Source organism: Amycolatopsis sp. NPDC005232 (assembly GCF_040607795.1).
Classification (GTDB): Bacteria; Actinomycetota; Actinomycetes; order Mycobacteriales; family Pseudonocardiaceae; genus Amycolatopsis.
The window spans coordinates 1-25,106 of record NZ_JBEXHL010000007.1 but is presented as its reverse complement, the minus strand read 5'-3'; the positions used below and the strand labels follow the sequence as shown (position 1 = coordinate 25,106).

At 71.8% G+C, this 25,106-nt stretch carries 23 protein-coding genes and 1 pseudogene; 8 read left to right on the top strand and 16 right to left on the bottom strand.

The window, feature by feature from the left end; translation table 11 throughout:
• Positions 1-23 precede the first annotated feature (23 nt).
• From ABZU76_RS15220 to ABZU76_RS15210, 3 genes are all read right to left on the bottom strand, one after another.
• Positions 24-740: an ABC transporter ATP-binding protein gene (locus ABZU76_RS15220; protein ID WP_354869361.1), complete on the bottom strand. Its 717-nt coding sequence runs from the start codon at positions 738-740 to the stop codon at positions 24-26.
• Positions 741-883: 143 nt separating this feature from the next.
• A complete protein-coding gene (locus ABZU76_RS15215; RefSeq protein ID WP_354869359.1) occupies positions 884-1,807 on the bottom strand; it encodes a GNAT family N-acetyltransferase in 924 nt (307 codons plus the stop codon).
• A gap of 19 nt (positions 1,808-1,826) precedes the next feature.
• On the bottom strand, positions 1,827-2,690 hold the full coding sequence (locus tag ABZU76_RS15210; RefSeq protein WP_354869357.1) for a class I SAM-dependent methyltransferase: 864 nt from the start codon (positions 2,688-2,690) through the stop codon (positions 1,827-1,829).
• A gap of 302 nt (positions 2,691-2,992) precedes the next feature.
• On the opposite strand from ABZU76_RS15210, the gene rpsA reads away from it, so the two are divergent.
• On the top strand, positions 2,993-4,498 hold the full coding sequence (rpsA, locus tag ABZU76_RS15205; protein ID WP_354869354.1) for a 30S ribosomal protein S1: 1,506 nt from the start codon (positions 2,993-2,995) through the stop codon (positions 4,496-4,498).
• Between the two features lie 171 nt (positions 4,499-4,669).
• Here the strand turns inward: rpsA and ABZU76_RS15200 are convergent, their stop codons facing one another.
• Complete coding sequence (locus ABZU76_RS15200) at positions 4,670-5,302, bottom strand: TetR/AcrR family transcriptional regulator (protein WP_220242036.1); 633 nt, start codon at positions 5,300-5,302, stop codon at positions 4,670-4,672.
• Between the two features lie 224 nt (positions 5,303-5,526).
• Between ABZU76_RS15200 and ABZU76_RS15195 the strand changes: the two genes are divergently transcribed.
• Both ABZU76_RS15195 and ABZU76_RS15190 read left to right on the top strand, forming a co-directional pair.
• The gene (locus ABZU76_RS15195) at positions 5,527-5,967 is read left to right on the top strand and encodes an OsmC family protein (RefSeq protein WP_220242035.1); all 441 of its coding nucleotides are present in this window, start codon (positions 5,527-5,529) and stop codon (positions 5,965-5,967) included.
• Positions 5,968-5,985: 18 nt separating this feature from the next.
• Positions 5,986-6,975, top strand: coding sequence for a DJ-1/PfpI family protein (locus tag ABZU76_RS15190; protein ID WP_354869350.1), 990 nt, complete (start codon positions 5,986-5,988; stop codon positions 6,973-6,975).
• Positions 6,976-7,072: 97 nt separating this feature from the next.
• On the opposite strand, the gene ABZU76_RS15185 is transcribed toward ABZU76_RS15190, so the two are convergent.
• Entirely contained in the window at positions 7,073-7,288 is a 216-nt protein-coding gene (locus tag ABZU76_RS15185; protein ID WP_354869348.1) for a hypothetical protein, read from the bottom strand.
• Positions 7,289-7,503: 215 nt separating this feature from the next.
• On the opposite strand from ABZU76_RS15185, the gene coaE reads away from it, so the two are divergent.
• Together coaE and thrS are read left to right on the top strand one after the other, a co-directional pair.
• Positions 7,504-8,691 (top strand): dephospho-CoA kinase, encoded by a 1,188-nt coding sequence (coaE, locus tag ABZU76_RS15180; protein ID WP_354869346.1) that lies wholly within the window; start codon positions 7,504-7,506, stop codon positions 8,689-8,691.
• A gap of 119 nt (positions 8,692-8,810) precedes the next feature.
• Positions 8,811-10,085 (top strand): threonine--tRNA ligase, encoded by a 1,275-nt coding sequence (gene thrS, locus ABZU76_RS15175; protein WP_354869343.1) that lies wholly within the window; start codon positions 8,811-8,813, stop codon positions 10,083-10,085.
• 4 nt (positions 10,086-10,089) lie between these two features.
• Here the strand turns inward: thrS and ABZU76_RS15170 are convergent, their stop codons facing one another.
• The 8 genes from ABZU76_RS15170 to ABZU76_RS15135 form a co-directional block, all read right to left on the bottom strand.
• A complete protein-coding gene (locus ABZU76_RS15170) occupies positions 10,090-10,665 on the bottom strand; it encodes a cyanamide hydratase (protein ID WP_354869340.1) in 576 nt (191 codons plus the stop codon).
• A 21-nt stretch (positions 10,666-10,686) separates the two neighbouring features.
• Positions 10,687-11,313 (bottom strand): response regulator transcription factor, encoded by a 627-nt coding sequence (locus ABZU76_RS15165; protein ID WP_220242029.1) that lies wholly within the window; start codon positions 11,311-11,313, stop codon positions 10,687-10,689.
• Positions 11,310-12,656: a sensor histidine kinase gene (locus ABZU76_RS15160; protein WP_354869338.1), complete on the bottom strand. Its 1,347-nt coding sequence runs from the start codon at positions 12,654-12,656 to the stop codon at positions 11,310-11,312. The genes ABZU76_RS15165 and ABZU76_RS15160 overlap by 4 nt, the downstream gene beginning before the upstream one ends.
• Positions 12,653-14,179 (bottom strand): glycosyltransferase family 39 protein, encoded by a 1,527-nt coding sequence (locus tag ABZU76_RS15155; protein WP_354869335.1) that lies wholly within the window; start codon positions 14,177-14,179, stop codon positions 12,653-12,655. Before ABZU76_RS15155 ends, ABZU76_RS15160 begins: the two co-directional genes overlap by 4 nt.
• A 94-nt stretch (positions 14,180-14,273) precedes the next feature.
• Positions 14,274-15,785: a glycosyltransferase family 39 protein gene (locus ABZU76_RS15150; RefSeq protein WP_354869333.1), complete on the bottom strand. Its 1,512-nt coding sequence runs from the start codon at positions 15,783-15,785 to the stop codon at positions 14,274-14,276.
• A gap of 2 nt (positions 15,786-15,787) precedes the next feature.
• Entirely contained in the window at positions 15,788-16,525 is a 738-nt protein-coding gene (locus ABZU76_RS15145; RefSeq protein ID WP_354869330.1) for an ABC transporter permease, read from the bottom strand.
• A gap of 14 nt (positions 16,526-16,539) precedes the next feature.
• On the bottom strand, positions 16,540-17,445 hold the full coding sequence (locus tag ABZU76_RS15140; protein WP_354869328.1) for an ABC transporter ATP-binding protein: 906 nt from the start codon (positions 17,443-17,445) through the stop codon (positions 16,540-16,542).
• A 141-nt stretch (positions 17,446-17,586) separates the two neighbouring features.
• Positions 17,587-18,105, bottom strand: a complete 519-nt coding sequence (locus tag ABZU76_RS15135) for a DUF402 domain-containing protein (RefSeq protein ID WP_354869326.1) — start codon at positions 18,103-18,105, stop codon at positions 17,587-17,589.
• Between the two features lie 152 nt (positions 18,106-18,257).
• Here ABZU76_RS15135 and ABZU76_RS15130 point away from each other — a divergent pair.
• From ABZU76_RS15130 to ABZU76_RS15120, 3 genes and pseudogenes are all read left to right on the top strand, one after another.
• A pseudogene (locus ABZU76_RS15130) lies at positions 18,258-19,503 on the top strand (DUF5685 family protein).
• An 81-nt stretch (positions 19,504-19,584) separates the two neighbouring features.
• Positions 19,585-21,744: an excinuclease ABC subunit UvrB gene (gene uvrB, locus ABZU76_RS15125; RefSeq protein ID WP_220242022.1), complete on the top strand. Its 2,160-nt coding sequence runs from the start codon at positions 19,585-19,587 to the stop codon at positions 21,742-21,744.
• A 136-nt stretch (positions 21,745-21,880) separates the two neighbouring features.
• Complete coding sequence (locus ABZU76_RS15120; RefSeq protein ID WP_220242021.1) at positions 21,881-22,240, top strand: MmcQ/YjbR family DNA-binding protein; 360 nt, start codon at positions 21,881-21,883, stop codon at positions 22,238-22,240.
• Positions 22,241-22,284: 44 nt separating this feature from the next.
• On the opposite strand, the gene ABZU76_RS15115 is transcribed toward ABZU76_RS15120, so the two are convergent.
• The 3 genes from ABZU76_RS15115 to ABZU76_RS15105 all read right to left on the bottom strand — a co-directional run bounded on the left by ABZU76_RS15115 (position 22,285) and on the right by ABZU76_RS15105 (position 25,063).
• Entirely contained in the window at positions 22,285-22,680 is a 396-nt protein-coding gene (locus ABZU76_RS15115) for a VOC family protein (protein WP_220242020.1), read from the bottom strand.
• Positions 22,681-22,798: 118 nt separating this feature from the next.
• Positions 22,799-24,202: a S28 family serine protease gene (locus ABZU76_RS15110; RefSeq protein ID WP_354869322.1), complete on the bottom strand. Its 1,404-nt coding sequence runs from the start codon at positions 24,200-24,202 to the stop codon at positions 22,799-22,801.
• 108 nt (positions 24,203-24,310) lie between these two features.
• Complete coding sequence (locus tag ABZU76_RS15105; protein WP_354869320.1) at positions 24,311-25,063, bottom strand: enoyl-CoA hydratase/isomerase family protein; 753 nt, start codon at positions 25,061-25,063, stop codon at positions 24,311-24,313.
• Between the last annotated feature and the right edge of the window lie 43 nt (positions 25,064-25,106).

The following is a 25,106-nucleotide window of genomic DNA, read 5'->3' as shown; positions in this document are numbered from 1 at the left end:
GCCGGCGCGCTTGTCGGGGGCGGTCATGCCGGTTCTCCTTCAGCGCTGACGTTTGCAGCGGCGGGCTCTTCGACTGCGGGCTTTTCGACGGTGGGCTCCTCGATGCGGGGGAGCAGGCGCACCGGCCCGGGCTGGTCGGTCGACCCGATGCGGGCCGGGGGGTATGGGAGGGCGGACGCGGGTGTCGTCGCGGTGAGCACGGCGACGGCGAGGCCGCGCTTCGCGTGGTCCTCGGCGACCGCGGTCCACGTCTCGACGAGGCTCGTGTGCCGGTCGGGGGTGTCGAGCACGAGCACGCGCACGCCGGTGCGCTCCGCGGCCAGCTCGGCGAGCAGCCGGGTGCGCAGCGCGGGCTCGAGGTTCTCGAAGCGGGTGCCGGCGAAGGGAGCGGCGTCGTGCTCGGTGAGCCAGCGCGCCACGTCTTCCTTGCCCGCGGCCCGGTGCGCCAGGGCGAGCTCCTCGCCGGCTACCACGCGCAGCGGCAGCGCCTCGTCGGGCTCGCTCACGCCCGGGGCGTCGACCACGGCGACGAGGTCGCGCAGCAGGCCGGGGACGTCGGCGGTGACCGTGCCGGTGCTCGGCTTGACGCGGCCGGCCAGCGCGAGGCCGAGCGCGGTGATCCCGACGCCGGGCTCGCCGTGGACCAGCGTCACGCAGCCGTCTTCGACGGTCAGCGAGGTGGGTGGCAACAGTGTGCCGTGGGGGCCCTCCAGGGACACCCGGTCGGCTCGTACCTGCACGGGGACACTCCAATTTCTCCACTGACCGGACTTTTGAACTGACCGGTCAGTGCAAAAATCTAGCGCACATGATCAACGAGCGGCAAGGCGGGTGGTCGCACGTCACACGACCGGGGTGGCGGTGTCCCGGTGAGCGGGCCTGGTCAGCGCAGCGCGGTCGCCGGGTGGGCTTCCCACGACGTCCACAGTGGACGATAGCCCTGCCGGTGCCAGAACACCGAGGACAGGGGGTTCATCGGGTTGTAGTAGAGGTACGCGCCGACCGTGCCGGAACGCAGCAGCTCGCGGTGCACTCGGTCCATGAGGACGCGCCCGATCCCGCTGCCGCGGTGGCCGGGCGCGGTCACGACGTTGTTCACGTACGCCCACAGCCCGGGCGGCAGGAGCTCGGCGGCCTCGGTGCCCGGAGCCGAGTCCACCCACGCGCACTGGGCGAGCGCCACCGGACGGCCGCCGGCTTCCGCGAGCCAGGTGGCCGGTTCGTCGAGCGCGCGGCGCAGCGCGGGCGCCAGCAATTCGGCCGTCTGGTCGCGACGGCGGTGCGCCACCAGCCCGGTGTAGTCGAACGTGGCGGCGCACAGCCGGAGCACGGTGTCGAAGTCGCCCGGCCCGGCCAGGCGCACGGCGATCCCGTCGGTGCCGGCGGCATCCCGTTCAGCCGGCGGCGGGTCCGTCCGCACGGCGAGCGCGGACATCGGGGCGAGCCCGTGGTCGAGGAACGCCCGGATCGCCTCCGCGTCACGGCTCGGCCAGTTCACCACGCACGCGGAGTCGGCTTCGGCCGGCTCGGTGTCCACGAGGGACCGCAGCTCGCCCAGCAGGAGGTCGAACCCCTCGGTGCCGGCGGTGTCCGGGTCGGGGAACAGCTGCCACACCTGCGCGGCCGACCACAGGAGGGGAGTGTCGCCGGGGCCGTGGCGGTGACGCTGCACGACCCCGGACACGCGCGCGCCCGCCCCCGTCACCGCGCCGACCCGCTCGCCGGCGGCGTCGCTGATCGACGGCGGGGGCGGCGGTAGCAGCGGGTCGAGCGCGGCGAACCGCGCCGCGGGTTCGGTGGTGGCCACGAAAGCGCAGCGTAGCCGCTCAGGAGCGGCGCGTGCGGAAGATCGCCGTGCCGGGGAAGAGCTTGCCGCGCAGCGGGCTCCACTGGCCCCACGTGCGGGTGTGGCCCTCGGGCCACTCGGGCTCCAGCAGATCCTCGAGAGCGAAGCCGCCGGCGGCCAGCGCGCGCACGTAGTCGCCGAGTGTGCGGTGGTACTCGACGTAGGTGGCCTCGCCGTCGTCGTCGACCTCCACGTACGGCGTGCGGTCGAAGTACGGCTGCGTGACGGTGAGCCCCAGCGGGCCCGGGTCGTCGGGGAAGATCCACCGCATCGGGTGGGTCACCGAGAACACCCACGGCGAACCCGGGCGCAGCACGCGGTGCACCTCGGCGAACACCGTCGCGAGCGAGGGCACGAACGGCAGCGCGCCGAACGCGGAGCACGCGGCGTCGAAGCTGCCCGAGACGAACGGCAGGTACTCGGCGTTGGCCTGGACCAGGGGCACCGTGACGCCGGTGCGCTCGTTGCCCTCGCGCGCGTGGCGCAGCATCCCGCCGGACAGGTCGGTCGCCACGGCGTCGGCTCCCGCCGAGGAGAGCCAGCGCGAGCACGCCGCCTGGCCGCAGCCGACCTCCAGCACCCGCCGGCCGCGGACGTCGCCGAGCAGCCGCACGTCCTCCTCGCGCACGCCCTCCGGGCACCAGACGAAGTCGGCGTCACCCAGGAACTCGCCGTGGGTGGCCTGGTAGTCGTCGGCGTCGGCGTCCCACCAGGCGAGGTTCGCCGCGGCCGCCTCGCCGCCGGCGACCGTGCGGTACGCGACGCCGGCCGTGCCGAGCTGCAGCTCGGCGTGGGCGTGACGATCGGCTGTGTCCGCCGCGGGGGCTGCCGAGTGGTCGGACATGCTGGGTCCTTCCGGGAATGACGGGGAATGCCGGCGCCGGCCGAATCGTTGCCGGAAGGGTACCGGGAGCTGTGGGGACCCTGATTGTGTGCCCTACCGGGGCCCGCGTACGATACGTGTTAGCGCAGTGGGTTCGCGCTGCCTGGGTCTTCACTTGCCGGGGGAGCGCACCGTTTGCGGGTCATGCCGCGGTCGTTCACTGGTGGACGTTGCTCGTGAGGTCGTCGCATGTCCCGTATTCACGCCCGGACGCGCTGCCAACCAAACACCCTACGATCCCATCCACCGGAGCAACCCGCCTAATGACCACCGACACCGCCACCGCCCCGACCGCCCCCACCGGGGCCCCGCAGGTCGCCATCAACGACATCGGGTCGGAGGAAGACTTCCTCGCGGCTATCGACAAGACCATCAAGTACTTCAACGATGGCGACATCGTTGAAGGCACGATCGTCAAGGTCGACCGCGACGAGGTCCTGCTCGACATCGGCTACAAGACCGAGGGCGTCATCCCCTCGCGCGAGCTTTCCATCAAGCACGATGTCGACCCGGCTGAGGTTGTCTCCGTCGGCGATGAGGTCGAAGCTCTCGTTCTCCAGAAGGAGGACAAGGAAGGCCGCCTGATCCTGTCCAAGAAGCGCGCTCAGTACGAGCGCGCCTGGGGCACGATCGAAGAGCTCAAGGAGAAGGACGAGCCCGTTAAGGGCACCGTCATCGAGGTCGTCAAGGGTGGTCTCATCCTGGACATCGGCCTCCGCGGCTTCCTTCCCGCCTCGCTGGTCGAGATGCGCCGCGTGCGCGACTTGCAGCCGTACGTCGGCCGCGAGCTCGAGGCGAAGATCATCGAGCTGGACAAGAACCGCAACAACGTGGTCCTGTCCCGCCGCGCCTACCTCGAGCAGACGCAGTCCGAGGTCCGCAGCGAGTTCCTCAACAACCTCGCCAAGGGCCAGGTCCGCAAGGGCGTCGTGTCCTCCATCGTCAACTTCGGCGCCTTCGTGGACCTGGGTGGCGTCGACGGCCTGGTGCACGTCTCCGAGCTGTCCTGGAAGCACATCGACCACCCGTCCGAGGTCGTCGAGGTCGGCCAGGAGGTCACGGTCGAGGTTCTGGACGTCGACATGGACCGCGAGCGCGTCTCGCTGTCGCTGAAGGCGACCCAGGAAGACCCGTGGCGCCAGTTCGCCCGCACCCACGCGATCGGCCAGATCGTGCCGGGCAAGGTCACCAAGCTCGTCCCGTTCGGTGCGTTCGTGCGCGTCGAGGAGGGCATCGAGGGCCTGGTGCACATCTCCGAGCTGGCCGAGCGCCACGTGGAGATCCCGGAGCAGGTCGTCCAGGTCAACGGCGACGTCATGGTCAAGGTCATCGACATCGACCTCGAGCGCCGTCGCATCTCGCTGTCGCTGAAGCAGGCCAACGAGGGCGTCACGGCCGAGACCGAGTTCGACCCGACCCAGTACGGGATGGCCGCCGAGTACGACCCCGAGGGCAACTACATCTACCCCGAAGGCTTCGACCCGGACACCCAGGAGTGGCAGGACGGCTTCGACAAGCAGCGCGAGGAGTGGGAGCGGCAGTACGCCGAGGCCCTCACGCGCTACGAGGCCCACATGGCGCAGGTCAAGAAGGCTGCCGAGGCCGACGCCGAAGCCGCTGCCGACGCCGCCACCGGCATCGAGGGTGGCAGCGGGGGCGGCGACCAGACGTACACCTCCGCTCCGGCCGAGGCCAAGAGCGGCGGCACGCTGGCCAGCGACGAGCAGCTCGCGGCTCTGCGCGAGAAGCTGTCGGGCGGCCAGGGCTGAGTCACGCCTGACGCCGAGCACCACTGAGCTCTGACACCGCGGCCCCGGTCCTGTTCGGACCGGGGCCGCGGTGTTTTTCGTCTGCGCTCAAGGTGTTCGAAGTGGACGATCCCGAGGTCGGGGTGGAGGAAGGTCGACAGAACCCGGCCGGCACGGTGGCGTGGGCCGGTGTCAGTTGTGGAGGCCGAGCCCGGTGATCATCGACAGCACGCCGGTGCGGTACATGACCTCGTTCGCTTCGTCGGTCGGCTCGATGAACCAGTCGCTCAGCGGCGTCTGCGAGCGAATCGTGAGCTCCACACTGACCAGGCCGTGCATCGACGTCCACAGCAGATAGCCGTAGTCGCGCGAGTCCCTGCCGGGATCGCCGATGCGGCGGATCTTGCCGACGAACATCGCGAACGTCGTGCGCAGCACCGCTGTGCGCAGCTCCGGATCCGGGTCGTAGCCGTGGACCGAGCGTTCGAACATCATCGCGTAGCGGGCCGGGCTTTCCAGTGCGAAGCGGCGGTAGGCCAGCGCGACCTCGAGCAGGTCCGCGACGCCGTCGTCGGTCTCCGGTGGCACGTCGAGCAGCTCGTCGCGCAGGAGGTCGAACGCGCGCTCGTACAGCGCGTCGAGCAGGCCGGTGCGGCCGCCGAAGCGCGTGTAGACGGTGATGGTGGACGCCCCGGCCGCCTCGGCCACGCCGCGCACGGTGAGGCCGGCGACGCCGCGGTCGGTGAGCACGTTGAGGGCGGCGTCGAGGAAGCGGCTCCGGTTGTGCTGGTCGGCAGGTTGCGTCGACAGATGGCGGGTGGCCACGACCGTTACCCCCTTCGCCCGTGCGCGCAGGACAGGTCCGCGTCTCGCCTGCCGAAGATACGATATTCGCGCTCGCTTGGGAACTTCGCCATGCGGCCGGATCTGTGGGATCTTCGTCCTGTGGACCTCGCCACGGCGTGGCACCACTTCGTCCACAAGCGACGTTCGGTTAGCTGCAGCGGTGCAGCGGCACCGTCGAGAACCCCGACCAGGAGGCGAACCGGATGACTGAGCCGGAACCGGGCACTGTTGTCGTCAGTGAAGCAGGCGAAGGCCGCTTCACTCAGCACGTGACCGCGGGCGGTTTCGAGCTCGTCGTGGACGAGCCCAAGTCGGTCGGCGGCGACGGCAGCGGCCCGACTCCGTACGACCTGCTGCTCGGCGCGCTGGGTTCCTGCACGGCGATCACGCTGCGGATGTACGCGGACCGCAAGAACATCCCGCTGGCGAACGTGACCGTCCGGCTGCGCCACGACCGCATCCACGCGCGCGACTGCGAGCGCTGCGAGACCGAGGTGGGCATGGTCAGCCGCATCAGCCGCGAGATCGAGCTCGAGGGTGACCTCGACGAAGAGCAGCGCACGCGGTTGCTGGAGATCGCGGACAAGTGCCCCGTGCACCGCACGCTGGAGCACGAGATCGACGTCCAGACCAAGCTGGTCTGAGGAAACGGGGTGCGCGCCATGGAGCGAAGCGAGCGGGTTGTCGTGGTCGTCTACGACGCGGTGCGGCTCCTGGACGTGACCGGGCCGCTCGAGGTGTTCGGGATGGCCAACGAGCACGGCGCGCACTACGAGCTGCTCACCGCGTCGCCGGGCGGCACCGACGTGCGCACCACCACCGGTACGCGCCTGGGTGCGGATGTGGCGCTGGAAGACGTCGACGTCAAGGGCGGCACGCTCGTGGTGCCGGGCAGCCCGAACTGGCAGATCACCGTGACCGACGAGCACCTGCTCGACGAGGTCCGCCGCCTTTCCCGCCAGGCGCGGCGCACGGCGTCGGTGTGCGCGGGCGCCTTCACGCTCGCCGCCGCCGGACTGCTGGAGGGCCGCCGCGCGGCCACGCACTGGGAGCTCGCCGACCAGCTCGCGCGCCGATACCCGGGCGTCGAGGTGGACTGCGAAGCGATCTTCGTACGCGACGGTTCGGTGATCTCCTCGGCCGGCGTCACCTCCGGCATCGATCTGTCGCTGGCCCTCGTGGAGGAGGACCTCGGCTCCGAGGCCGCGCGGCTCGTCGCGAAGCACCTCGTGGTGTTCCTGCAGCGGCCCGGCGGGCAGTCGCAGTTCAGCGTGCGCCTGGCGGCCCAGCCCGCGCGCAACGATCTACTGCGCGGGATCATGGACCGCATCACGGCCGACCCGTCGGCCGACCACAGCCTGTCTTTGCTTGCCGACGACGCGGGCGTCAGCGTCCGCCACCTCACGCGGCTGTTCCGCGACCAGATGGGCACCTCCGTCGCCCGGTTCGTGGAGAGCACGCGCTTGGAAGCCGCGCGGCAGCTGCTGGAGACGGGCACGGACCCGCTCGACGTGGTCGCGCGCCGCACGGGGTTCGGCTCGGCGGAGACGCTACGCCGGGTGTTCACTCGGGAGCTGGGGGTGCCGCCGAGCGCCTACCGGGCCCGCTTCCGGACGACGGGCACACCGGCGTTGGCCGGTGCGGGCCGCTAGCACAGCGCAAGGTCCTGGGACAGCTGAAGTCACGCGACGTGCGGGTCCAGGTGCTCGCCGCGGTGACCGGTCACGCGACGGCGTGCGCGCGGCGAAGCTAGGAGGTCGAGACGACCGGAACCCAGATGCGTTCCAGCGCCGCGGCGCGGGCGCGGCGGCGGAGACCGGCGAAGCTGTGCTGGGCGGGTACGAGGAGGGCGCTGACCCACGTGCGCCGGTATTCGGCGAGGGCTTCCGCCACGGGGCGGTAGCCGACGCAGTGCACCAGTCCCGGCGTTCCGAGCCGGTGCTTGCCGACGTGCTTTTCCGCCATCGTTCCTCCGTGTGGGCGACCCTTCCGCCGCGCACGGTACGCAATCGCGCCGGTAAATCCGGGGAGCCGCCCGGCGTGTCACCCGGATCAGTCAGCCAGTTCCGGACAATGTCCTTGATTTTCGACTTGGGGTGTGCCTCTACCCGTGCGAGTGCACGTGCAGGGCTCTGACGTCCCCTGATCGGGTGGCGCACGGGTCTGGCTAGGGTGAGGTCATGCTGCGAGTGGGTCTGACGGGCGGGATCGGCGCGGGGAAATCGACGGTGGCGAACCGGTTCGCGGAGCACGGTGCCGTGCTGGTGGACTCCGACCGGATCGCGCGTGAGGTCGTGGAGCCGGGCACGCCCGGACTGGCGGCCTTGGTCGAGGCGTTCGGCGAGGACATCCTGTCCGCCGACGGGTCGCTCGACCGCCCGGCGCTGGCCGCGAGGGCGTTCGCCGACGACGCGTCGCGCAAGCGCCTCAACGCGATCGTGCACCCGCTCGTCGGGGCGCGCACGGCCGAGCTGATGGCCGAGGCGGCCGACGACGCGGTGATCGTCCACGACATCCCGCTGCTCGTGGAAGGCAACCTGGCGCCGGCGTACCACCTCGTGGTGATCGTCGACGCGCCCGTGGAGGTCCGCGTGCGCCGGCTCGTGGAGGCGCGTGGCATGGCGGAAGCCGACGCGCGGGCGCGGATCCGAGCGCAGGCCGGCGACGAGCAGCGCCGCGCGGTCGCCGACGTCTGGCTCGACAACGGCGGCGCGCAGGACGGCGTTCTCGCCGAGGTCGACGCCCTGTGGGCCGACCGGCTCGTGCCGTTCGAGGCCAACCTGCGGCTGCGCAAGCCGCGCCCGCCGATGTCGCCCGTGATCGTGCCCTCCGACCCGACGTGGCCGCTGCAGGCCGAACGCCGGCTCGCGCGCCTGCGGCAGATCGCGGGCGAGCGGCTGCTGCGCGCCGACCACATCGGGTCCACCGCCGTGCCGGGGCTGCCCGCCAAGGATGTCCTCGACCTGCAGCTCACCGTTCCCACGCCGGCCGACGCCGACGCGCTCGCCGAACCGCTGGCCGACGCCGGTTTCCCCCGGCTGGAGGGCGACTGGTGGGACGACCCGCAGGACGGCTCCGCCGCGCCGTGGCCGAAGCGCCTCCACGTGGGTGCCGACCCGAAGCGCCCGGTGAACCTGCACGTCCGTACGCCCGAGACCCCGGCGTGGCGCCTCGCGCTGCTGTTCCGTGACTGGATCCGCGCGAACCCGGCCGAGCGCGACGCGTACGCGGCGGTGAAGGAGCAGCTCGCGCGCGAGCACTCGGCCGACGGCACCGTCGCGGACTACGCCGACGCCAAGCAGGGCTGGGTCAACGACGCGTTCACCCGCGCCGAGATCTGGGCCGGGCAGACGTCGTGGCAGCCGTGAAATCCGGGTGCGCGGCCGGCGGTGGCGCTGCTAGCGTCGCCGGCATGCAGCGCTCGGCCAGCACGACGACGCCGGACACCGTCCCGGCGCGCTGAGACCTGAGCGAACCAAGCCCCGGGGTGGTCACCCCGGGGCTTCGTCGTGTCCCGCGGGTTTCCGCCTCGGCCGTCCACGAGGAGACCCCGATGCCCGACCACCGCAGGATCGGCCGTGAGCTCGGCCTGTTCGGCACCGACCCGCTGCTCGGCGCCGGCCTGCCCTACCTGCTGCCCGACGGGGCCGTGATCCGGCACGAGCTGGAGGAGTACGTCCGCGATGTCGAGCGCCGCGCGGGCTACCGCCACGTGTACTCACCGGTGCTCGGCAAACGCGAGCTGTACGAGATTTCGGGGCACTGGGCGCACTACCGCGACGACATGTTCCCGCAGCTGGACGTCGGCGGCGAGCAGCTCGTGCTGCGGCCCAGCCTGTGCCCGCACCACGCGCTGATCTACCGCTCCCGAGCGCGCAGCTACCGCGAGCTGCCGCTGCGGATCGCCGAGCTGGGCGGGATGTACCGCGCGGAGCTGTCCGGGGTGCTCGGCGGGCTCGGCCGGGTGCGCGCGATCCAGCTCAACGACGCCCACCTGTTCTGCCGCCTCGACCAGGTCGCCGACGAGGCCCGCGGTGCGCTGGAGCGCATCCGCCGCGTCCACGCGGACCTCGGGCTGCGCCCGGCGCGCTACCGGCTCTCGCTCGCCGGCGGCTCGGGGGACTACGTGGGCTCCGCCGAGCACTGGGCGCGCGCCGAAGCCCTGCTCGTCGAGGCGCTGCAAGGCTTCGACTACGACGTGGCGCCGGGCGAAGCGGCGTTCTACGGCCCGAAGGTCGACGTCCAGGTCACCGACAGCGCAGGGCGCTCGGCCACCCTCTCCACCGTCCAGGTGGACTTCCACCAGCCCGAGCGGTTCGACCTCGGGTACGTCGGCCCCGACGGCGCCGTCCACCGGCCGGTGCTGGTGCACCACAGCCTTCTGGGCAGCCTGGAACGCGCGATGGCGCAGCTGCTCGAAGAGCACGGCGGGGCCTTGCCGCCGTGGCTCGCGCCGGTGCAGGTGGCGGTGCTGCCGGTCTCGGAGGCTGAGCTGCCGCGGGCTTGCGCGCTCGTGCGCCGCGGTCAGGAAGCCGGTCTGCGGGTGGAGCTCTCCTCGCCCGACCAGGGGAGCTTGGGCGCGCGGATCCGGGACCACCGGCTCGTGCCGTACCAGGCGGTGATCGGCGCCCGGGAGGCCGAGGCGGACCTCGTCGCACCCCGGCTGCGCGACGCCCGGCGCCTGGATCCGTTGCCGGCGGCGGACTTCGTGGCCGTGGTCGCCGAACGAGTCGCCGCCCGCGGCGCGGTGCTGTGGCTCTGACTCGTCAGCCGAGCGGGTTCGCGGCGATCCGGGCCGCGATCCCGCTCGCGACGGCCCCGCCCGCCGCGCTGTCGGGCTTGCGCGCCGCCTGGTCCTCGAAGCACGCCAGGAACTCCGCGCCGAAGCCGAGCCGCGGGTAGTGCGTGAGGATCGTCGTCCGCACGTCGGGCGGGAATTCCTCCGGGCGCCGGCCGGAGACGTCCCAGCTCGTCGCGACCTGCAGCAGGTGGGATTCGGGATCCGCGGTCGCGGCGACGTCGTCGCGCATGTGCAGGACGATGATCTCCTCGACGTGCGCGGCGCGCCCGGCCGGCCACCCCGCCGCAGCCCCGAACACCCAGGCCAGGTGGCCGCCGGCGGTCTCGAACGGAAGACCGTGGTTGTCGAATTCGGCCGTGAGCGCGAGGTCGTGCAGCAGGGCCGACACGTAGTACAGCTCGTCGTCGAAGGCGATCCCGTGGGCCGCCGCGTAGTGCGCGCCCCAGAGGTACGAGCGGACAGAGTGGTTCAGCAGTGCGGCCGAGCAGAACCGCGTGGCCACGGCCCGCGCGGCCGCGGCGGCGGGCGTCTCCGGGAACATGGGCTCAGCCAACCACAGGAATCAGCCGCCGAGCAGGCCTCGTTCGAACGCCACGGCTACCGCGGCGGCCCGGTCTTTCACACCGAGCTTCGCGTACGCGTGGATCAGGTGCGTCTTCACCGTCGCTTCGCTGATGAAGAGCTTCTTCGCCGCGTCCTTGTTCGTGGAGCCGCGCGCGACGAGCGTGAGCACCTCGATCTCGCGCTGTGACAACGGCTCCTTCGCCGGCGCGCGCATCTGGCCCATGAGCCGGCTCGCGACGGCGGGGGAGAGCACGGCCTCGCCCCGCGCCGCCGCGCGCACGGCGCGGAACAGCTCCTCGCGCGGCGCGTCCTTGAGCAGGTAGCCCGTGGCGCCGGCCTCGATGGCGGGCAGGACGTCGGAATCGGTGTCGTACGTGGTCAGCACCAGCACGCGCGCCGGGTTGCCGAGGCGGGCGAGCTCGGTGATGGCGGAGACGCCGTCGGTGCCCGGCATGCGCAGGTCCATCAGCACGACGTCGGGCTTGAGCGACACCGCGAGGGTCACGGCCTCGGCGCCGTTCGCGGCTTCCCCCAGCACTTCGAACCCGTGCTCGCCGGTGAAGATGCCGCGCAGGCCGTCGCGGACGATCGGGTGGTCGTCGGCGATGAGCAGCGTGACGGTCATGCTGACGCCCCCTCGTGGTCGATCCCGCCGTCCTTCAGCCCGCCCAGTGTGGCAGCCGGCACGGCGGGCAGGTTCACCGAGATCGCCGTGCCGCCACCGGGTTCCGACTCCACGTGCAGCGTGCCCGCGAGCCGTTGCACGCGGCTTCGCATGCCGGGCAGCCCGAAGCCGCCTTCGCTCGGGGGCGGGTTTTCGGGATCGAAGCCGACGCCGTCGTCGACCACGTCGAGAGTGACCTCGTCGCCCATGTACGACAACGTGAGCCCCACGCGGCCGGCCCGGGCGTGTTTGGCCACATTGGACAGTGCTTCCTGCGTGATCCGCAGCAGCGTCGCCTCGATCTCGGGGTGCAGCGCCTCGGCCGTGCCCGTGGTCGAGAACGCGGCGGGCACGGTGGTGCGCTCGCTCCACAGCCGCGCCACCTCGGCGAGCGCGTCGGGCAGCGTCGCCGACTCAAGCGGCTCCGGCCGCAACGCGTGCACGGACCGCCGCGCCGCCGTCAGGTTCTCGCGCGCGAGCGCCTTCGCGGTGTCGAGGTGCCGCTGCCACTCGGCGGGGTTTTCCCGGGCCTGGGCGGCGGCTTCGAGCTGCGTGATGATCCCGGTGAAGCCCTGGGCGAGCGTGTCGTGGATCTCCTGGCTCAGCCGCTGCCGCTCGTCGAGCACACCGGCTTCGCGCGCCTGCGTGAGCAGTTGCCGTTGCAGGCCCCGGTTCTCGGCCTCGGCGGCGGCGAGTTTGTCGAGCGCCCGTTTGCGTTCCGCGCTCTGCCTGCCGACGGCCGCGAACACCGCGCCGCCTCCGCCGATCGCGGCCGTCTGCACGATCACCAGCGTCACCCAGATCGCCGGGGCCGTGGCCAGCGCCTCGATCGGGCCGCCGTTGGCGACGGTGTTGATGAGCAGCGACGTGACAGCCACGCCGAGAATCGACATCACCAGCGGCCGCAACCGCATGGCCGCGAAGAAGCCGTGCACCATGAAGATCAGGAAGTACGTCTCGCGCGCTTCGAGTACCGAGCCGAAACTGACGACGCCGACGAAGCTCAGCGCCGCGAAGGCGGCGTTCTCGCGCACCCGGTCGCTGGGCAGCTTGTGGGTCAGCAGGAGCCACACCGCGGCGCCGGCGGCGATCGCGAGCGTGGTGAGCCGATGGGCGCCCGTCTGGTCGAGCCGCAGCAGGCTCAGCACGGTGGGGATCGCCAGCAGCACGAACGGAGCGGTCGTCTCGGCGCGGTTGAACCACGAGTGCCACCGCAGCGGAGGATCCCCTTCGCGCGGTGACAGGGGCGCCAGGAGCGAGCCCCGCCAGTCGAGCTTCACGTCCCGCGCGTCTTCCGACCTCATGCCTTCAGATCTTTCACCTGGGGCCAGACCACCGGCCAGCTTTCCGTGCGACCGGTGAGCAGCCAGATCGGGAGGTGCTCGCTTGCGTTGGGCACGCCCAGGCGGTTCCGCACCGAGCCGACGACGCGGGCGTCGCGGAAGTGCGGCGCGAGCTTCGCGGGGTCGGCGCCCACGAACAGCACGATGTCGGCGTCGTCGGCCGGCCTTCCGAAGTACCAGAAGCCGCGGCTGCCGCTGTAGGCCTCCGGCAGACCGGCCTCCGGGCCGTAACGGTCGAGCGCGCCCGCCTGCCAGTAGCCCGCGGTCACGAGCGCGGTGTGCGCGCGCTGCTCGGGCGGCAGCAGCCGGTACACATCCGCGACGGAGGTCGCGAGGTCCGGCCAGCCGACCTCTTCGGTCGCGTACGCGGGATGCGGCGCGTCGGGGTGCTCCACGAGCCACTGCGCCGGCCACACCGGCAACGCGTACGGGAGGCTGTAGAGCGCCGACAGCACAAAGACCGGCCACGTCGGCACCCACCGCCACCACAAGGCGGGCCGGTGGTCCTGCAGGTGCACGGCCGCGGCTGCCCACAGGATCGGGAACATGCCGGCGGCGTAGTAAAAGCGGCCGCCTGCGACGAGGAACACCGCGACCACGCCGATCGCCGTCCAGCCGAGGAACCGGTACGGCCGCAGGCTTCGCGCGGCGAGCAGCACACCGAGGCCGTAGCAGACGCCGAGCGCGCCGATCACGAGTCCGGCGCCGGCGAGCAGGCCCGGCAGGAACTCCGCGCGCCCGCCTGCTTCGGCGACCTCGTTCGAAACCGCGTCGCCCATGCCCAGCTGCGGCCAGCCGTTGAGCGATTGCCACAGCAGCGTCGGCACGCACGCGAGCGCGGCGATCCCCGCGCCGGCCCAGAGCTTCGGGCGGCGCAGCAGCTCGCGCGGGCCGAAGACGAGCGCCGTCACGGCGGTGATGGCCCAGAACCCGCCGATCAGGAACTTCACGTTGAGTGCCACGGCGGTGACCAGGCCCAGCCACAGCAGGAGATTGTCGTCGCGAGTGCGCAGCCAGCGGACGAGCAGCCAGAGTACCAGCGTCCACAGCAGCGGGTCCACGGTCGAGGTGGCGAGGTAGTGGCCGCTGCCCACGAACTGGCCGCAGATCGCGTACGCGGCGGCTGCTCGCGTCTGGGCCTTCCGGCCGCCGCCGAGCTCACGCGCGATCAGCGCGGTCACCACGACCCCGGCGGCGGTGGCGAGGATCGCCGGCAGCCGGAAGACCACCAGCGAGCCCGGAGCGATCGCGTCCATCAGCGCGGCGAGCAGCGGCAGCACCGGGGGCTGGTCGGCGTACCCGAATGACAGGTGCTTGCCGGCGGCGAGGAAGTACAGCTCGTCGCCGAAGTAGCCGTACCGGCCGGCCGTGGCCAGCAGGATCGCCGCGGTCCCGGCCGCGAGCAGCGCGACCGGACGCCGGGCGAACTCGGTGACGGCCGCGTCGTGCCTGGTCGGTGTGCCTGCCGTGGTCACGGCGTCCATCGTGCTCCCTGCTGCTGTCCGGGCCCGCTGCGCGGCACCCTACGGGCCGGGGCCCGGCACCACCGGCTGGTGTGTGGCGCCGGGCACACCGGGGTCAGCTGTGCGTGTTCACCAGGTGCGGCCAGATCTGCTGCCACGGCTGCAGGCGCCCGGTGGCGAGCCACAGCGGTGTGTCGTCGGCGACGCTCGGCAGGGCCGTGCCGGTGTCGACCTTTCCGATCTGGCGCAGGTCGGTGAAGTGGCCGAGCAGCGGCCGCGGGTCGGCGCCGACGTAGAGCACGCTGGTGTCGGAGTCCGGCGGCACGACCAGCGTCGCGTAGCCGCGATTCGGGCTCGCGGGCTCGGGCAGGCCCAGCGGGCGGCCGTACTCCTCGAGCGCGCTCGCCGACCAGTAGGACTCGCCGACCAGGGCCGTGTGCGCCGGGTCGGGCAGCTTCGCGAACTGGTCCGCCACCGAGCGCGCGGCCTGCGGCCAGCCGATCTCGGCGAACGCGAACGTCGGCGACGACAGCGCGGGGTTCGCGGCGAGCCACGGCTGCGGCCACACCGGCAGCGAGATCGGCAGGGCCAATAGCACCGCGACGACGTACACCGGCCAGGTCGCGAGCCAGCGCCACCAGCGCGAGGCCAGGCCCGTCTCCAGCTCGACGGCGGCCGCCGCCCAGCACGGCGCGAACATGCCGGCGATGTAGTACGACCGGCCGTTGACCACCACGAACACCAGGGCCAGGCCGAGCGTGGTCCACGCCAGGAAGCGGTACGGCCGCAGCTGCTGCGAGCGCAGCAGGCGCCACAGGCCGTAGCAGAGGAGCACGATCCCGATCGGGAACCCGGCGGTGAGCAGCGCCGAAGGCAGCCACAGCAGGCGCCCGCCCCACGTCTGGTCCACCTCGGCCGAGATCGCCTCGCCCATGCCGAGCTGCGGCCAGCCGTGGGTCGCCTGCCAGATCAACGTCGGGACGAGCGCGGCCACCGCGATGGCCGCGCCGACCCACAGCTTCGGGCGGCGCAGCAGCTCCCGAGGCCCGAAGACCAGCAGCGCGATGATCGCGACGGCCCAGAAGCCGCCGATCAGGAACTTCACGTACAGCGCCACGGCGGTGACCACCCCGGCCCAGAGCAGCAGGTTGTCGCCGCGGGTGCGGATCCAGCGGACCAGCAGCCAGATCACCACGGTCCACAGGAACGGGTCCAGCGTCGAGGTGGCCAGGTAGTGGCCCGACGCGATGAACTGCGTGCTGACCGCGCACGTGGCCGCGGTCAGGGCCTGGGCCTTCGCGCGGCCGCCGAGCTCGCGGGCGATCAGGGCGGCGAACACCACCGACGCGACCATCGCGAGCATCGCCGGGAGCCGCAGCACGAAGACCGAGCCGGGTGCGATCGTGTCCATGGCCCGAGCCAGCAGGGGCAGCATCGGCGGCTGGTCCACGTAGCCCCAGGCCAGGTGCCTGCCGGCGGCGAGGAAGTAGAGCTCGTCGCCCATGTAGCCGTAGCGGCCGGCGGTGAGCAGCAGCGCCGCGCCGAGCAGGCCGGCGAGCGCGAACACCGGGACACGGGCGAACGGGGCGGCCACGCGCCGGGCGGCCGGCAGCGTCGTCACGGACATGCTCACTCCCACCGGAAGGTGCGGGCCGCGATCGCCGAGCAGACCACGGCGAAGGCGACGAGCGAACAGAGCTGCAGCAGCTCGGGCGAGTTCCCGGCGGCCGCTTCGCGCAGGCCGTTGATGGTCGCGCCCAGCGGCAGGACGTCGGCCACGTGCTGCAGCACCGGCGGGAGCTGCTCCTTCGGCACCCAGACGCCGCCGAGCGCGAGCATCGGGAAGAACGCCGCGGCGCCGATGCCGCTGGCCGCGCGGTTGGTGGGCGCGAGCGCCGCGATCAGCGTCCCGACGGAGAACAGCGCCAGCGCGCCGAGCACCATCACGAGCAGGAACCCACCGAGGTTCTCCGGCAGCGCCATGCCGAGCGCGATCCTGCCCACCCCCAGGACGAGCAGGATCGCGACCGCGGCGGCGGCGAGGTTCACGAGCAGCTGTGCGGCGAGCAGCCGTCCGGGTGGGGCGGGGCTGGCCGAAAGGCGCTTGAGGACGCCCTTCTCGCGGTAGGTGGCCACGGCGGCCGGGAACATCATCACCGCGAGCATCGCGATGAGGATCGCCACGGCCATCGGCGCGATCAGGGTCGGCAGCGGCGCGTGGCCGCCGAACTCGGCGCTGGGCTTGCTCGAACCCGGCATCAGGCCGAACACGAGCAGCAGCGCCAGCGGGATGCCGACCACGGTGACGGGTGCCCCCGGGTCGCGCACGAACAGCTTCGCCTCGACGGCGGTCATCTTCGTGAGCATTTCTCCTCTTCCCCTCAGTCCAGTTTCCGGCCGGTCAGCGCGACAAAGGCGTCGTCGAGGTTCGCCTGGTCCACGCGCAGGTCGCCCGCGAGCACCTGGTTGCGGGCGAGGAACGACGTCACGGTCTGCAGCGCGGTGGCGCGCCCCGTGACCACGAGCTGTGAGCCGTGGCGTTCGACCTCGAGCACGTCGGGCAGCGCTTCGAGCTGTGCGAGGTCGACCGGCGCCGACGGGCGGAACCGGATGCGCTGCTCGTCGCCGACCTGGCGGACCAGCCCGGCGGGCGTGTCGATGGCGACGACGCGGCCGGAGTCGATCACGGCGATGCGGTCGCAGAGGCGCTCGGCCTCCTCCATGAAGTGGGTGACGAGCACGACCGTGACGCCCTCGTCGCGCACTGCCTCGACCAGGTCCCACGTGTCGCGGCGGGCCTGCGGGTCGAGGCCCGTGGTGAGCTCGTCGAGCACCGCGATCTCGGGGCTGCCGACGAGCGCGAGCGCGATCGACAGGCGCTGCTGCTGCCCGCCCGAGAGCTTCTTGTAGGCGGTGTCGCGCTGGTGCGTGAGCCCGAGCAGGCCGAGCAGCCGCTCGGTGTCCGCCGGCTTGCGGTAGAAGGACGAATACAGCTCCAGCGCCTCGCCCACCCGCAACCGGTCGGGCAGCCGGCTCTCCTGAAGCTGCACGCCGAGGCTCTGGCGCAGCTCGTGCCGGTCGTGCCGCGGGTCGAGCCCGAGCACCGACAGCATGCCGCCGTCGGGCGTGCGCAGGCCTTCCAGGCATTCGACCGTGGTGGTCTTGCCCGCGCCGTTCGGGCCGAGGATCCCGAAGATCTCGCCCCGCTCGACGGTGAACGACACGTCGTCCACCGCCACCTTGTCCCCGTAGGTCTTGTGGAGGTGCTGGACCTCGATCACCGGCATGTCCGCCGTCCCCTCTCGAACTCTCCGTCTGTGCCGAAGAAGAGTCCCGTGGGGAAGGGGTGCGGCGGATCGCCGGAACGGCCACAACCGGCATCCACCGCCAGGCGGCGGGCATCCACCGATCGGTGGACCCGGGGTCCCCTAGGGGTGCCGGCGCCAGGTGGCGGTGATGTCCTTTGTGGACAGCCACGCTGCGAGGTCGTAGCCGTGCGCGGCCAGGCCTTCCACGGTGGCATAGGCGGTTTCGAGCGCGTACTCGCCTTCGGACTGAGGCAGCAGGCCCGCCGAGACGGCGGCGAGCAGTTCGTCGGAGTCGATCACCCGCACGGAGACCTTGTCCTTGAGCACGAGGTCGAGGTAGAGGTCCGTGGAGAACCACCGGGTGCCTTCGCGGCGCACGCGCACCACGTCGAGATAGAAGGTCTGGTCGCGTTCGTGGCCGGGGTTGAACCAGAAGTCGGTGATGCGCAGGCCGAGGTCCGGCAGCAGCCACGACTCGAGGTAACGGAACTGCTCGCGCCCCGGCGTCGGGCGCGCGAGGTACAGCCCGAACGGCTCGGTCCGGAACTCCTCGACCTCGCGTTCGATGCCCTTGGGGTCCACGTTGACGCCGGCGGCCGGGTCGAAGCTCTCCACCTTCGGCGGGTGCACGTCGGTCATCCGCCCATCCTGCCGGGCGCGGGGCGTCCGGAGCGGTCCGTGCGGCCGGGTGTCCGCGAAATCCACCCGGTTGCCGGGGTGGTCACGGCTCGGCCACTTCCACGCCGGATGTCCGGTTCGCCGGTTAGGTTGGCCTGACCTGGGGAGGGATCATGTTCGGGATCATCCGGCCGTGCCGGCACCGGCTGTCCGCGCGGCTGCACGCCGACTGGCTCGCGCACCTGTGCGGGCTGTGCCTCGCGTTGCGCGACGAGCACGGACACCTCGCGCGGGTCGTGACGAACTACGACTCGCTGGTGATCTCCGCTCTCGTGGAGGCACAGGCCGCCGGCCGGCGCCGGAACGCGGGGCCGTGCGCGTTGCGCGGGATGCGTTCGGCGTCCGTCGCGCGAGGGGACGGGGCGCAGCTCGCCGCTGCCGTGTCGCTGGTGCTCGCGTCGGCCAAGATCGGTGACCACGTCGCCGACGGCGATGGTGCGCTCGGCCGGGCGGCGCTGCGAACACCGGCGAAGAAGCTCGCGGCCCGTTGGGCGGCACAGGGCGCGCGCACCGGCGCTCGCATCGGCTTCGACACGGCGGTGCTGGTGGACGGGGTGGCGCGGCAGGGCACGCTGGAGCACGAGGCGGCCGCGGGGGACTCGCTGCTGCTGGTCACCGAGCCGGCCGAGGTGGCCGCGTCGGCGGCGTTCGCGCAGACGGCCGTGCCGGCGGGACGGCCCGGCAACGTCGCGCCGCTCGCCGAGGCCGGGCGGCTGTTCGGGCGGGTCGCGCACCTGCTCGACGCGGTGGAGGACCAGCCCGCGGACGACGCGGCGGGCAGCTGGAACCCGTTGACGGTCACCGGCACCGGGCTCACCGAGGCGCGGCGGCTCGTCGAGGACGCGGTGCTCGGGGTCGAGCTCGCGGTGCGGGAGGCGTCGTTCGCGCAGCCGGAGTTGGTCCACGCGCTCCTGGTGCACGAGCTGCGCCAGGCCGTGACCCGGGCGTTCGGGCACCGGCAGGAGCCGCCGCCCGGGTGGCTCGGACCGGGACCGCTGCCGCCCGGGGTGCCGCCCGCGCCGGGAGGTGCCTGGGCCGGTGCTCAGCCCGGGTGGGGGGTCGCCCGTTTCGCCGCCTCAGCCGCCGCCCCCGCCTCCGCCGAAGCCGCCGAAGAAGAAGCGCAAGCCCGGGGACGGGCCCGAGGACGGTGACGGCGGTGGGTGCTGGGTGCCGAAGTTCGCCGTGCCGCCACAACCGCGCGGGTTCTTCGCGGGTTGCGCGGTGGCGACGTACATGTGCTGCAGCTGCCAGTTCTGCTGCCGCGACCCGTTCCCGGGCCCCTGGAGCGGGAAGGTGCGGCAGAACCACTGCGATTGCGACCCGTGCGTGCTGCTCTGCGCCTGCTGTGACGGCTGCTGAACAGGGTTCCGGCCCAGGTCAGCAGGCCTGTGGTGGCGCCTCGGCTGAAAACTGTCGGGGGGTCGGCCTACTCTGGTGGACGTGGCTTTCGCAACCGAACACCCCGTCCTCGCGCAGTCCGACTTCCGGCCGGTTTCCGACGTCCCTCGTTCCGGCGGCCGGTTCGAAGTGATCAGCGAGTACACGCCCGCCGGCGACCAGCCGGCGGCCATCGACGAGCTCGAACGCCGGGTCAGGGCGGGCGAGAAGGACGTCGTGCTGCTGGGCGCCACGGGCACGGGCAAGTCGGCCACCACCGCGTGGCTGATCGAGCGCGTGCAGCGGCCCACGCTGGTCATGGCGCCGAACAAGACGCTGGCCGCGCAGCTGGCCAACGAGCTGCGGGAACTCTTCCCGAACAACGCGGTCGAGTACTTCGTCAGCTACTACGACTACTACCAGCCCGAGGCGTACATCGCGCAGACGGACACCTACATCGAGAAGGACTCGTCGATCAACGACGACGTCGAGCGGCTGCGCCACTCGGCCACGATGAACCTGCTCTCGCGCCGCGATGTGATCGTGGTGGCCAGTGTGTCCTGCATCTACGGCCTCGGCACCCCGCAGTCCTACCTCGACCGGTCTTCGATGCTGAAGGTCGGCGAGCGGCTCGACCGTGACGTGTTCCTGCGCGCGCTGGTCGACGTCCAGTACACGCGCAACGACATCGCGTTCGCCCGCGGCACGTTCCGCGCGCGGGGCGACACGGTGGAGATCATCCCGGCGTACGAGGAGCTGGCGATCCGCGTCGAATTCTTCGGCGACGAGATCGAAAAGCTGTACTACCTGCACCCGCTGACCGGCGACATCGTGCGTGAGGTCGACGAGGTGCGGATCTTCCCGGCCACGCACTACGTCGCGGGGCCGGAGCGCATGGAGAAGGCGATCAAGACCATCGAGGAGGAGCTCGAGCAGCGCCTGGCGGAGCTGGAGAAGCAGGGCAAGCTGCTGGAGGCGCAGCGGCTGCGCATGCGCACGGCCTACGACATCGAGATGATGCGGCAGGTCGGGTTCTGCTCCGGCATCGAGAACTACTCGCGCCACATCGACGGCCGCGAGGCCGGGTCCGCGCCCGCGACGCTGATCGACTACTTCCCGGACGACTTCCTGCTCGTGATCGACGAGTCTCACCAGACCGTGCCGCAGATCGGCGGCATGTTCGAGGGCGACATGTCGCGCAAGCGCAACCTCGTCGACTTCGGGTTCCGGCTGCCGAGCGCGGTCGACAACCGGCCGCTGACGTGGGAGGAGTTCTCCGACCGCATCGGGCAGACGGTGTACCTGTCGGCCACGCCAGGTCCGTACGAGATGGGGCAGACGAGCGGCGAGTTCGTCGAGCAGGTCATCCGGCCGACTGGCCTGGTCGACCCGAAGGTGGTCGTGAAGCCCACCGAGGGCCAGATCGACGACCTGGTTCACGAGATCCGTGAGCGCGCCGAGAAGGACGAGCGGGTGCTGGTCACCACGCTCACCAAAAAGATGGCCGAGGACCTCACCGACTACCTCCTGGAGCTCGGCATCCGCGTGCGCTACCTGCACTCGGAGGTCGACACGCTGCGCCGCGTCGAGCTGCTGCGCCAGCTGCGCTCGGGCGACTTCGACGTGCTGGTCGGCATCAACCTGCTGCGCGAGGGCCTCGACCTGCCCGAGGTGTCGCTGGTGGCGATCCTCGACGCGGACAAGGAAGGCTTCCTGCGCAGCGGCACGTCGCTGATCCAGACGATCGGCCGCGCGGCGCGAAACGTGTCCGGTGAGGTCCACATGTACGCGGACAAGATCACCGACTCGATGCAGCACGCCATCGACGAGACCGACCGCCGCCGCGCGAAGCAGGTCGCCTACAACGAGGAACGCGGCGTCGACCCGCAGCCGCTGCGCAAGAAGATCGCCGACATCCTCGACCGCGTCTACAGCGAAGCCGACGACTCCGACCAGACGGTCGCCGTCGGCGGCTCGGGCCGCAACACCTCGCGCGGCAAGAAGCCCGAACAGGGCGACCGAGTGCGCAGCTCCGGCATGCTCGTGGACAAGGACGTGTCGGGCATGCCGCGCGCCGAGCTGGCCGACCTCATCCAGCAGATGACCGACCAGATGATGCAAGCCGCCCGCGACCTGCAGTTCGAGCTCGCCGCCCGCCTGCGCGACGAGGTGTCCGACCTGAAGAAGGAACTGCGCGGCATGGACGCGGCCGGCATCCGCTGACGCCCTCCCGCGGCCCGCTGCCCTCCGGGTGCGGCGCGCCGCGAGGAGGTTCGGCCTGGCGGACCCGGCTCCGGGGAGCGGTGGGCGTGGCTGCTCGAGCCGGGGGCTGCCGGTTGCTGGACGGAGGTGAGCGGCGGTGTGGCTCGACGAGGTGATCGAGCATTGCCTGGGCAAGCCCGGGGCCGTGGAGACTTACCCGTTCGGGGAGCACGTGCTCGTGGTGAAGGTCGCGGGCAAGGCCTTCGCGTTCATCGGGCTGGAGCGGCCGGGCTCGGTGGGGCTCAAGTGCGGCGGCACGCGTGAGGAGGCGGCCGAGCTGCGGGAGCGTTACCCGGAGTCGGTGGCCGTGCTGGACTACCTCGGTCGCTACGGGTGGAACCGCGTGGATCTGGGCGCGAGCCGAACCGCCGCGGTGCCCGGCGAGGAGCTGAACGAGCTGCTCGACGCTTCCTACGCGGCTGTGCGGGCGAAGCTGCCCAAGGCGCGCCGGCCCTGAGTGGCCAGGACTGAGCAGTCAGGACGGGGCGGTCACGGGGGCGGTCAGGGTCGGGACGGAGCGGGGGCGTTCTCGTCCGGCTGGAGCACGCCGAAGATGTTGCCCTCGGTGTCCTTGCAGTACGCGAGCCAGCCGACGCCCGGGACGGGGTCCTTCGCCAGCGCCATGGTGCCGCCGGCTTTGGCCACGGCGTCGATGGTGGCGTCGACGTCGGTGACCTCGATCGTGTTGATGAAGCCGGAGACCGGGGCGTCCTCGGCGGGGGCGGGGCCGCGGCGGGGGAGGAGGCCGCCGTCGATGCCTTCGCCGTCGCCGGTGGAGACGACCCAGTACGGGACCTCGCCCCACTGTTCGATCTTCCAGCCGAACACGGCGGTGTAGAAGGCGACCGCGCGCTGCGGGTCGCCGGCGTGGATTTCGAAGTGGACGGGCCGGGGCATGGCTGCCTCCTCAGACCGGGCCGACAGGGCGCGCCCGAGACTACGCCCTCGCGCCCCCGCCCGCCGTCACCTGAGCAGCGATCCCGCCAAGATCCACAAAGGACTCACCGCACCCGCCTCACAAGCGCGGGCGGTCCGCCATGACCTGGTTCGTGTCGAAATCCGGGAACCCCGCCGGAGCCGCAACCGACGCCAGTGACCGAGAAGAAGCGGCCGACAGACCAGCCCAGCGGCGGATCGTCGCGGTCGCCTCCGCGGCCTGCGCGGCCGGCAGCTGCGCGATCGTCGAGCCGTGGTTGCCGCCCGGCACGAAGTAGCGGTAGGAATCGCGTGAGCCGTACCCGAGCTCGAACGGCTCGGCGCCCCACGGGTCGTTCGAGCCGTACACGAACAGCAGCTGCCGCCCGTGCGCCTTCACCCAGAAGTCGACGTCCGGCATCGCCAGGTAGTCGAAGCGCGGCAGCTTCACCGACGCGGGCACGAACGTCGACGGCACGTCGGTGCCCGGGTAGCGCAACAGGTCGCGCAGGTAGCTGTCGTACGCCTCGGGTGAGCCGAGCTGCACCGCGGCCTGGTAGTAGTACGGCACGAACGGCTCGAGCGCCTGGTCGGAGTACGTGTTGAGACTCTCGACCTGCTCGAACCACGCCCACACGTCGGCCGCCGGCGCGCCCGGCTTCGGGATCGACGCGCACGCCGACGCCGGCTGGTACTGCCAGAAGGCGAAGTACGAGTCGATCACCGAGATCTCCAGCGACTCGTCGATCGAGCCCACCGTGGTGAACGTGTAGCCCTTGCTCGCGGCGTCGGCCTTCGCCAGCTCGCCGAGCTCGTCGCGCCGCTTCAGCGCGTCTCGCTGGATCGCCTTGAGCGAAGCGCGGCACGCGGGGTCGCCGACGTTCGCGAGGAAGCGGTTGTACTTGTCGATCGGGTCGATCACGTCGTTGGGCGCGACGTAGGGGATCGTGCCGTTCACGTCGTCCGGGAAGAACCGCCGGAAGTACGTGGCGGTCATCCCGCCCTTGCTCCCGCCCGTCGCGAGCCACTTGCCCGGGTAGATCTTCTTGAACGCCTGCACAGCGGCGTGCTCGTCGGCCGCGGCCTGCCAGATCGTGAGGTCATGCGACCAGTTCGCCGGCTGCGGCCGCGAAGGCGTGAAGTAGCGGTACTCCATCGAAAGCTGGTTGCCGTCGACGATCCGCGTCGGCTCGGAGCGGTTCGGGGCAAGGGACACGTTGTACCCGCTGGTGAACGCGACTGTCGGCGCGGAGAAGTCGCGGTGCAGCAGCGTGTACCGCTGCTCGAACTTCGGCCCGTCCGGGTGGCGGTGGTCGGCCGGCTGCGTGAACGTCAGCTCGAAGAACCGGTAGCCCGCCGGCGCCGGATCCTCCTTGACCACCGTGAGGCCCGGGATCGTGGCGAGGGCGGCCGTGATGTCCTCGTCGCCGGCCGCGCTCGCGACCGGCGTGAGCCCCACGGCAGCCAGCACAGCGGTGGACAAGACGGTGAGCAGCCTGCGCACGTGGTTCCCCCTCGACGGCCCCGAGATCAACTTCCGGATCCTCACAGACCCGGCCGTGCCCGGCAAGGCGCACCATCCGGTCGGGCGCCGACTTCCGTAGGGTCGGAACTAGCGCTTCAGCACACGGTCCACATAGGACTTGACGTTCGCCAGTGACCGCTCCGACCGCCACATCCGGTCCACGTGCGCGTCATCGGCGGCCCGGTTCTCCGCGATCCGCTCGTGGTAGGGCTGGCGCAGCTGCGCCTTGGTGTGGGCGAACGCGTCGGCCGGCAGCTCGCCGAGGCGGGCGGCGAGCTCACGCGCGCGGCCGAGCACCTCTTCCGGCGCCGCCACCTCGTCGACCAGGCCGCGGGCGAGGGCGTCTTCGATGGTCAGCGTGGCGCCGCTGTACATGAGCGCGGCGAGCGGGTTCGTGCCGTACGCGCAGCGCAGGATCTCCGTCGCGGCCAGTGGGAAGGGCACGCCCACGAGCAGTTCGGTCACGCCGATGCGCCCTGGGCCGGTGGCAGCCACGCGGTGGTCGCACCCCGCGGCTAGCACCATCCCGCCCGCGATCGCGTGGCCGTTGACCGCGGCCACGAGCGGCTGCGGGAAACCGAAGACCGCCAGCAGCGCGTCGGACAGCGCGGGCAGGAACTCGCCGACGTAGCTCGCGCCGCCGGCGTCGATGCTGAGCAGGTCGACGCCCGCGGAGAACATGTCGCCCGATCCGGTCAGCACCGTGGCCTTCGCGCCGTCGGCCGCTTCCTCGAGCTTGAGCACGAGCTCCCGGCAGGTGGCGGTGTCGAGGGTGTTGCCGCGGCCGTGCTCGAGCGTGAGCACGGCGACGCCGTCTTCGACTGCGAGGTGGATGGTCACGCGAGGAGACGTTACCGGCGTCCGGCCGCCCGCGCGGGGCGGC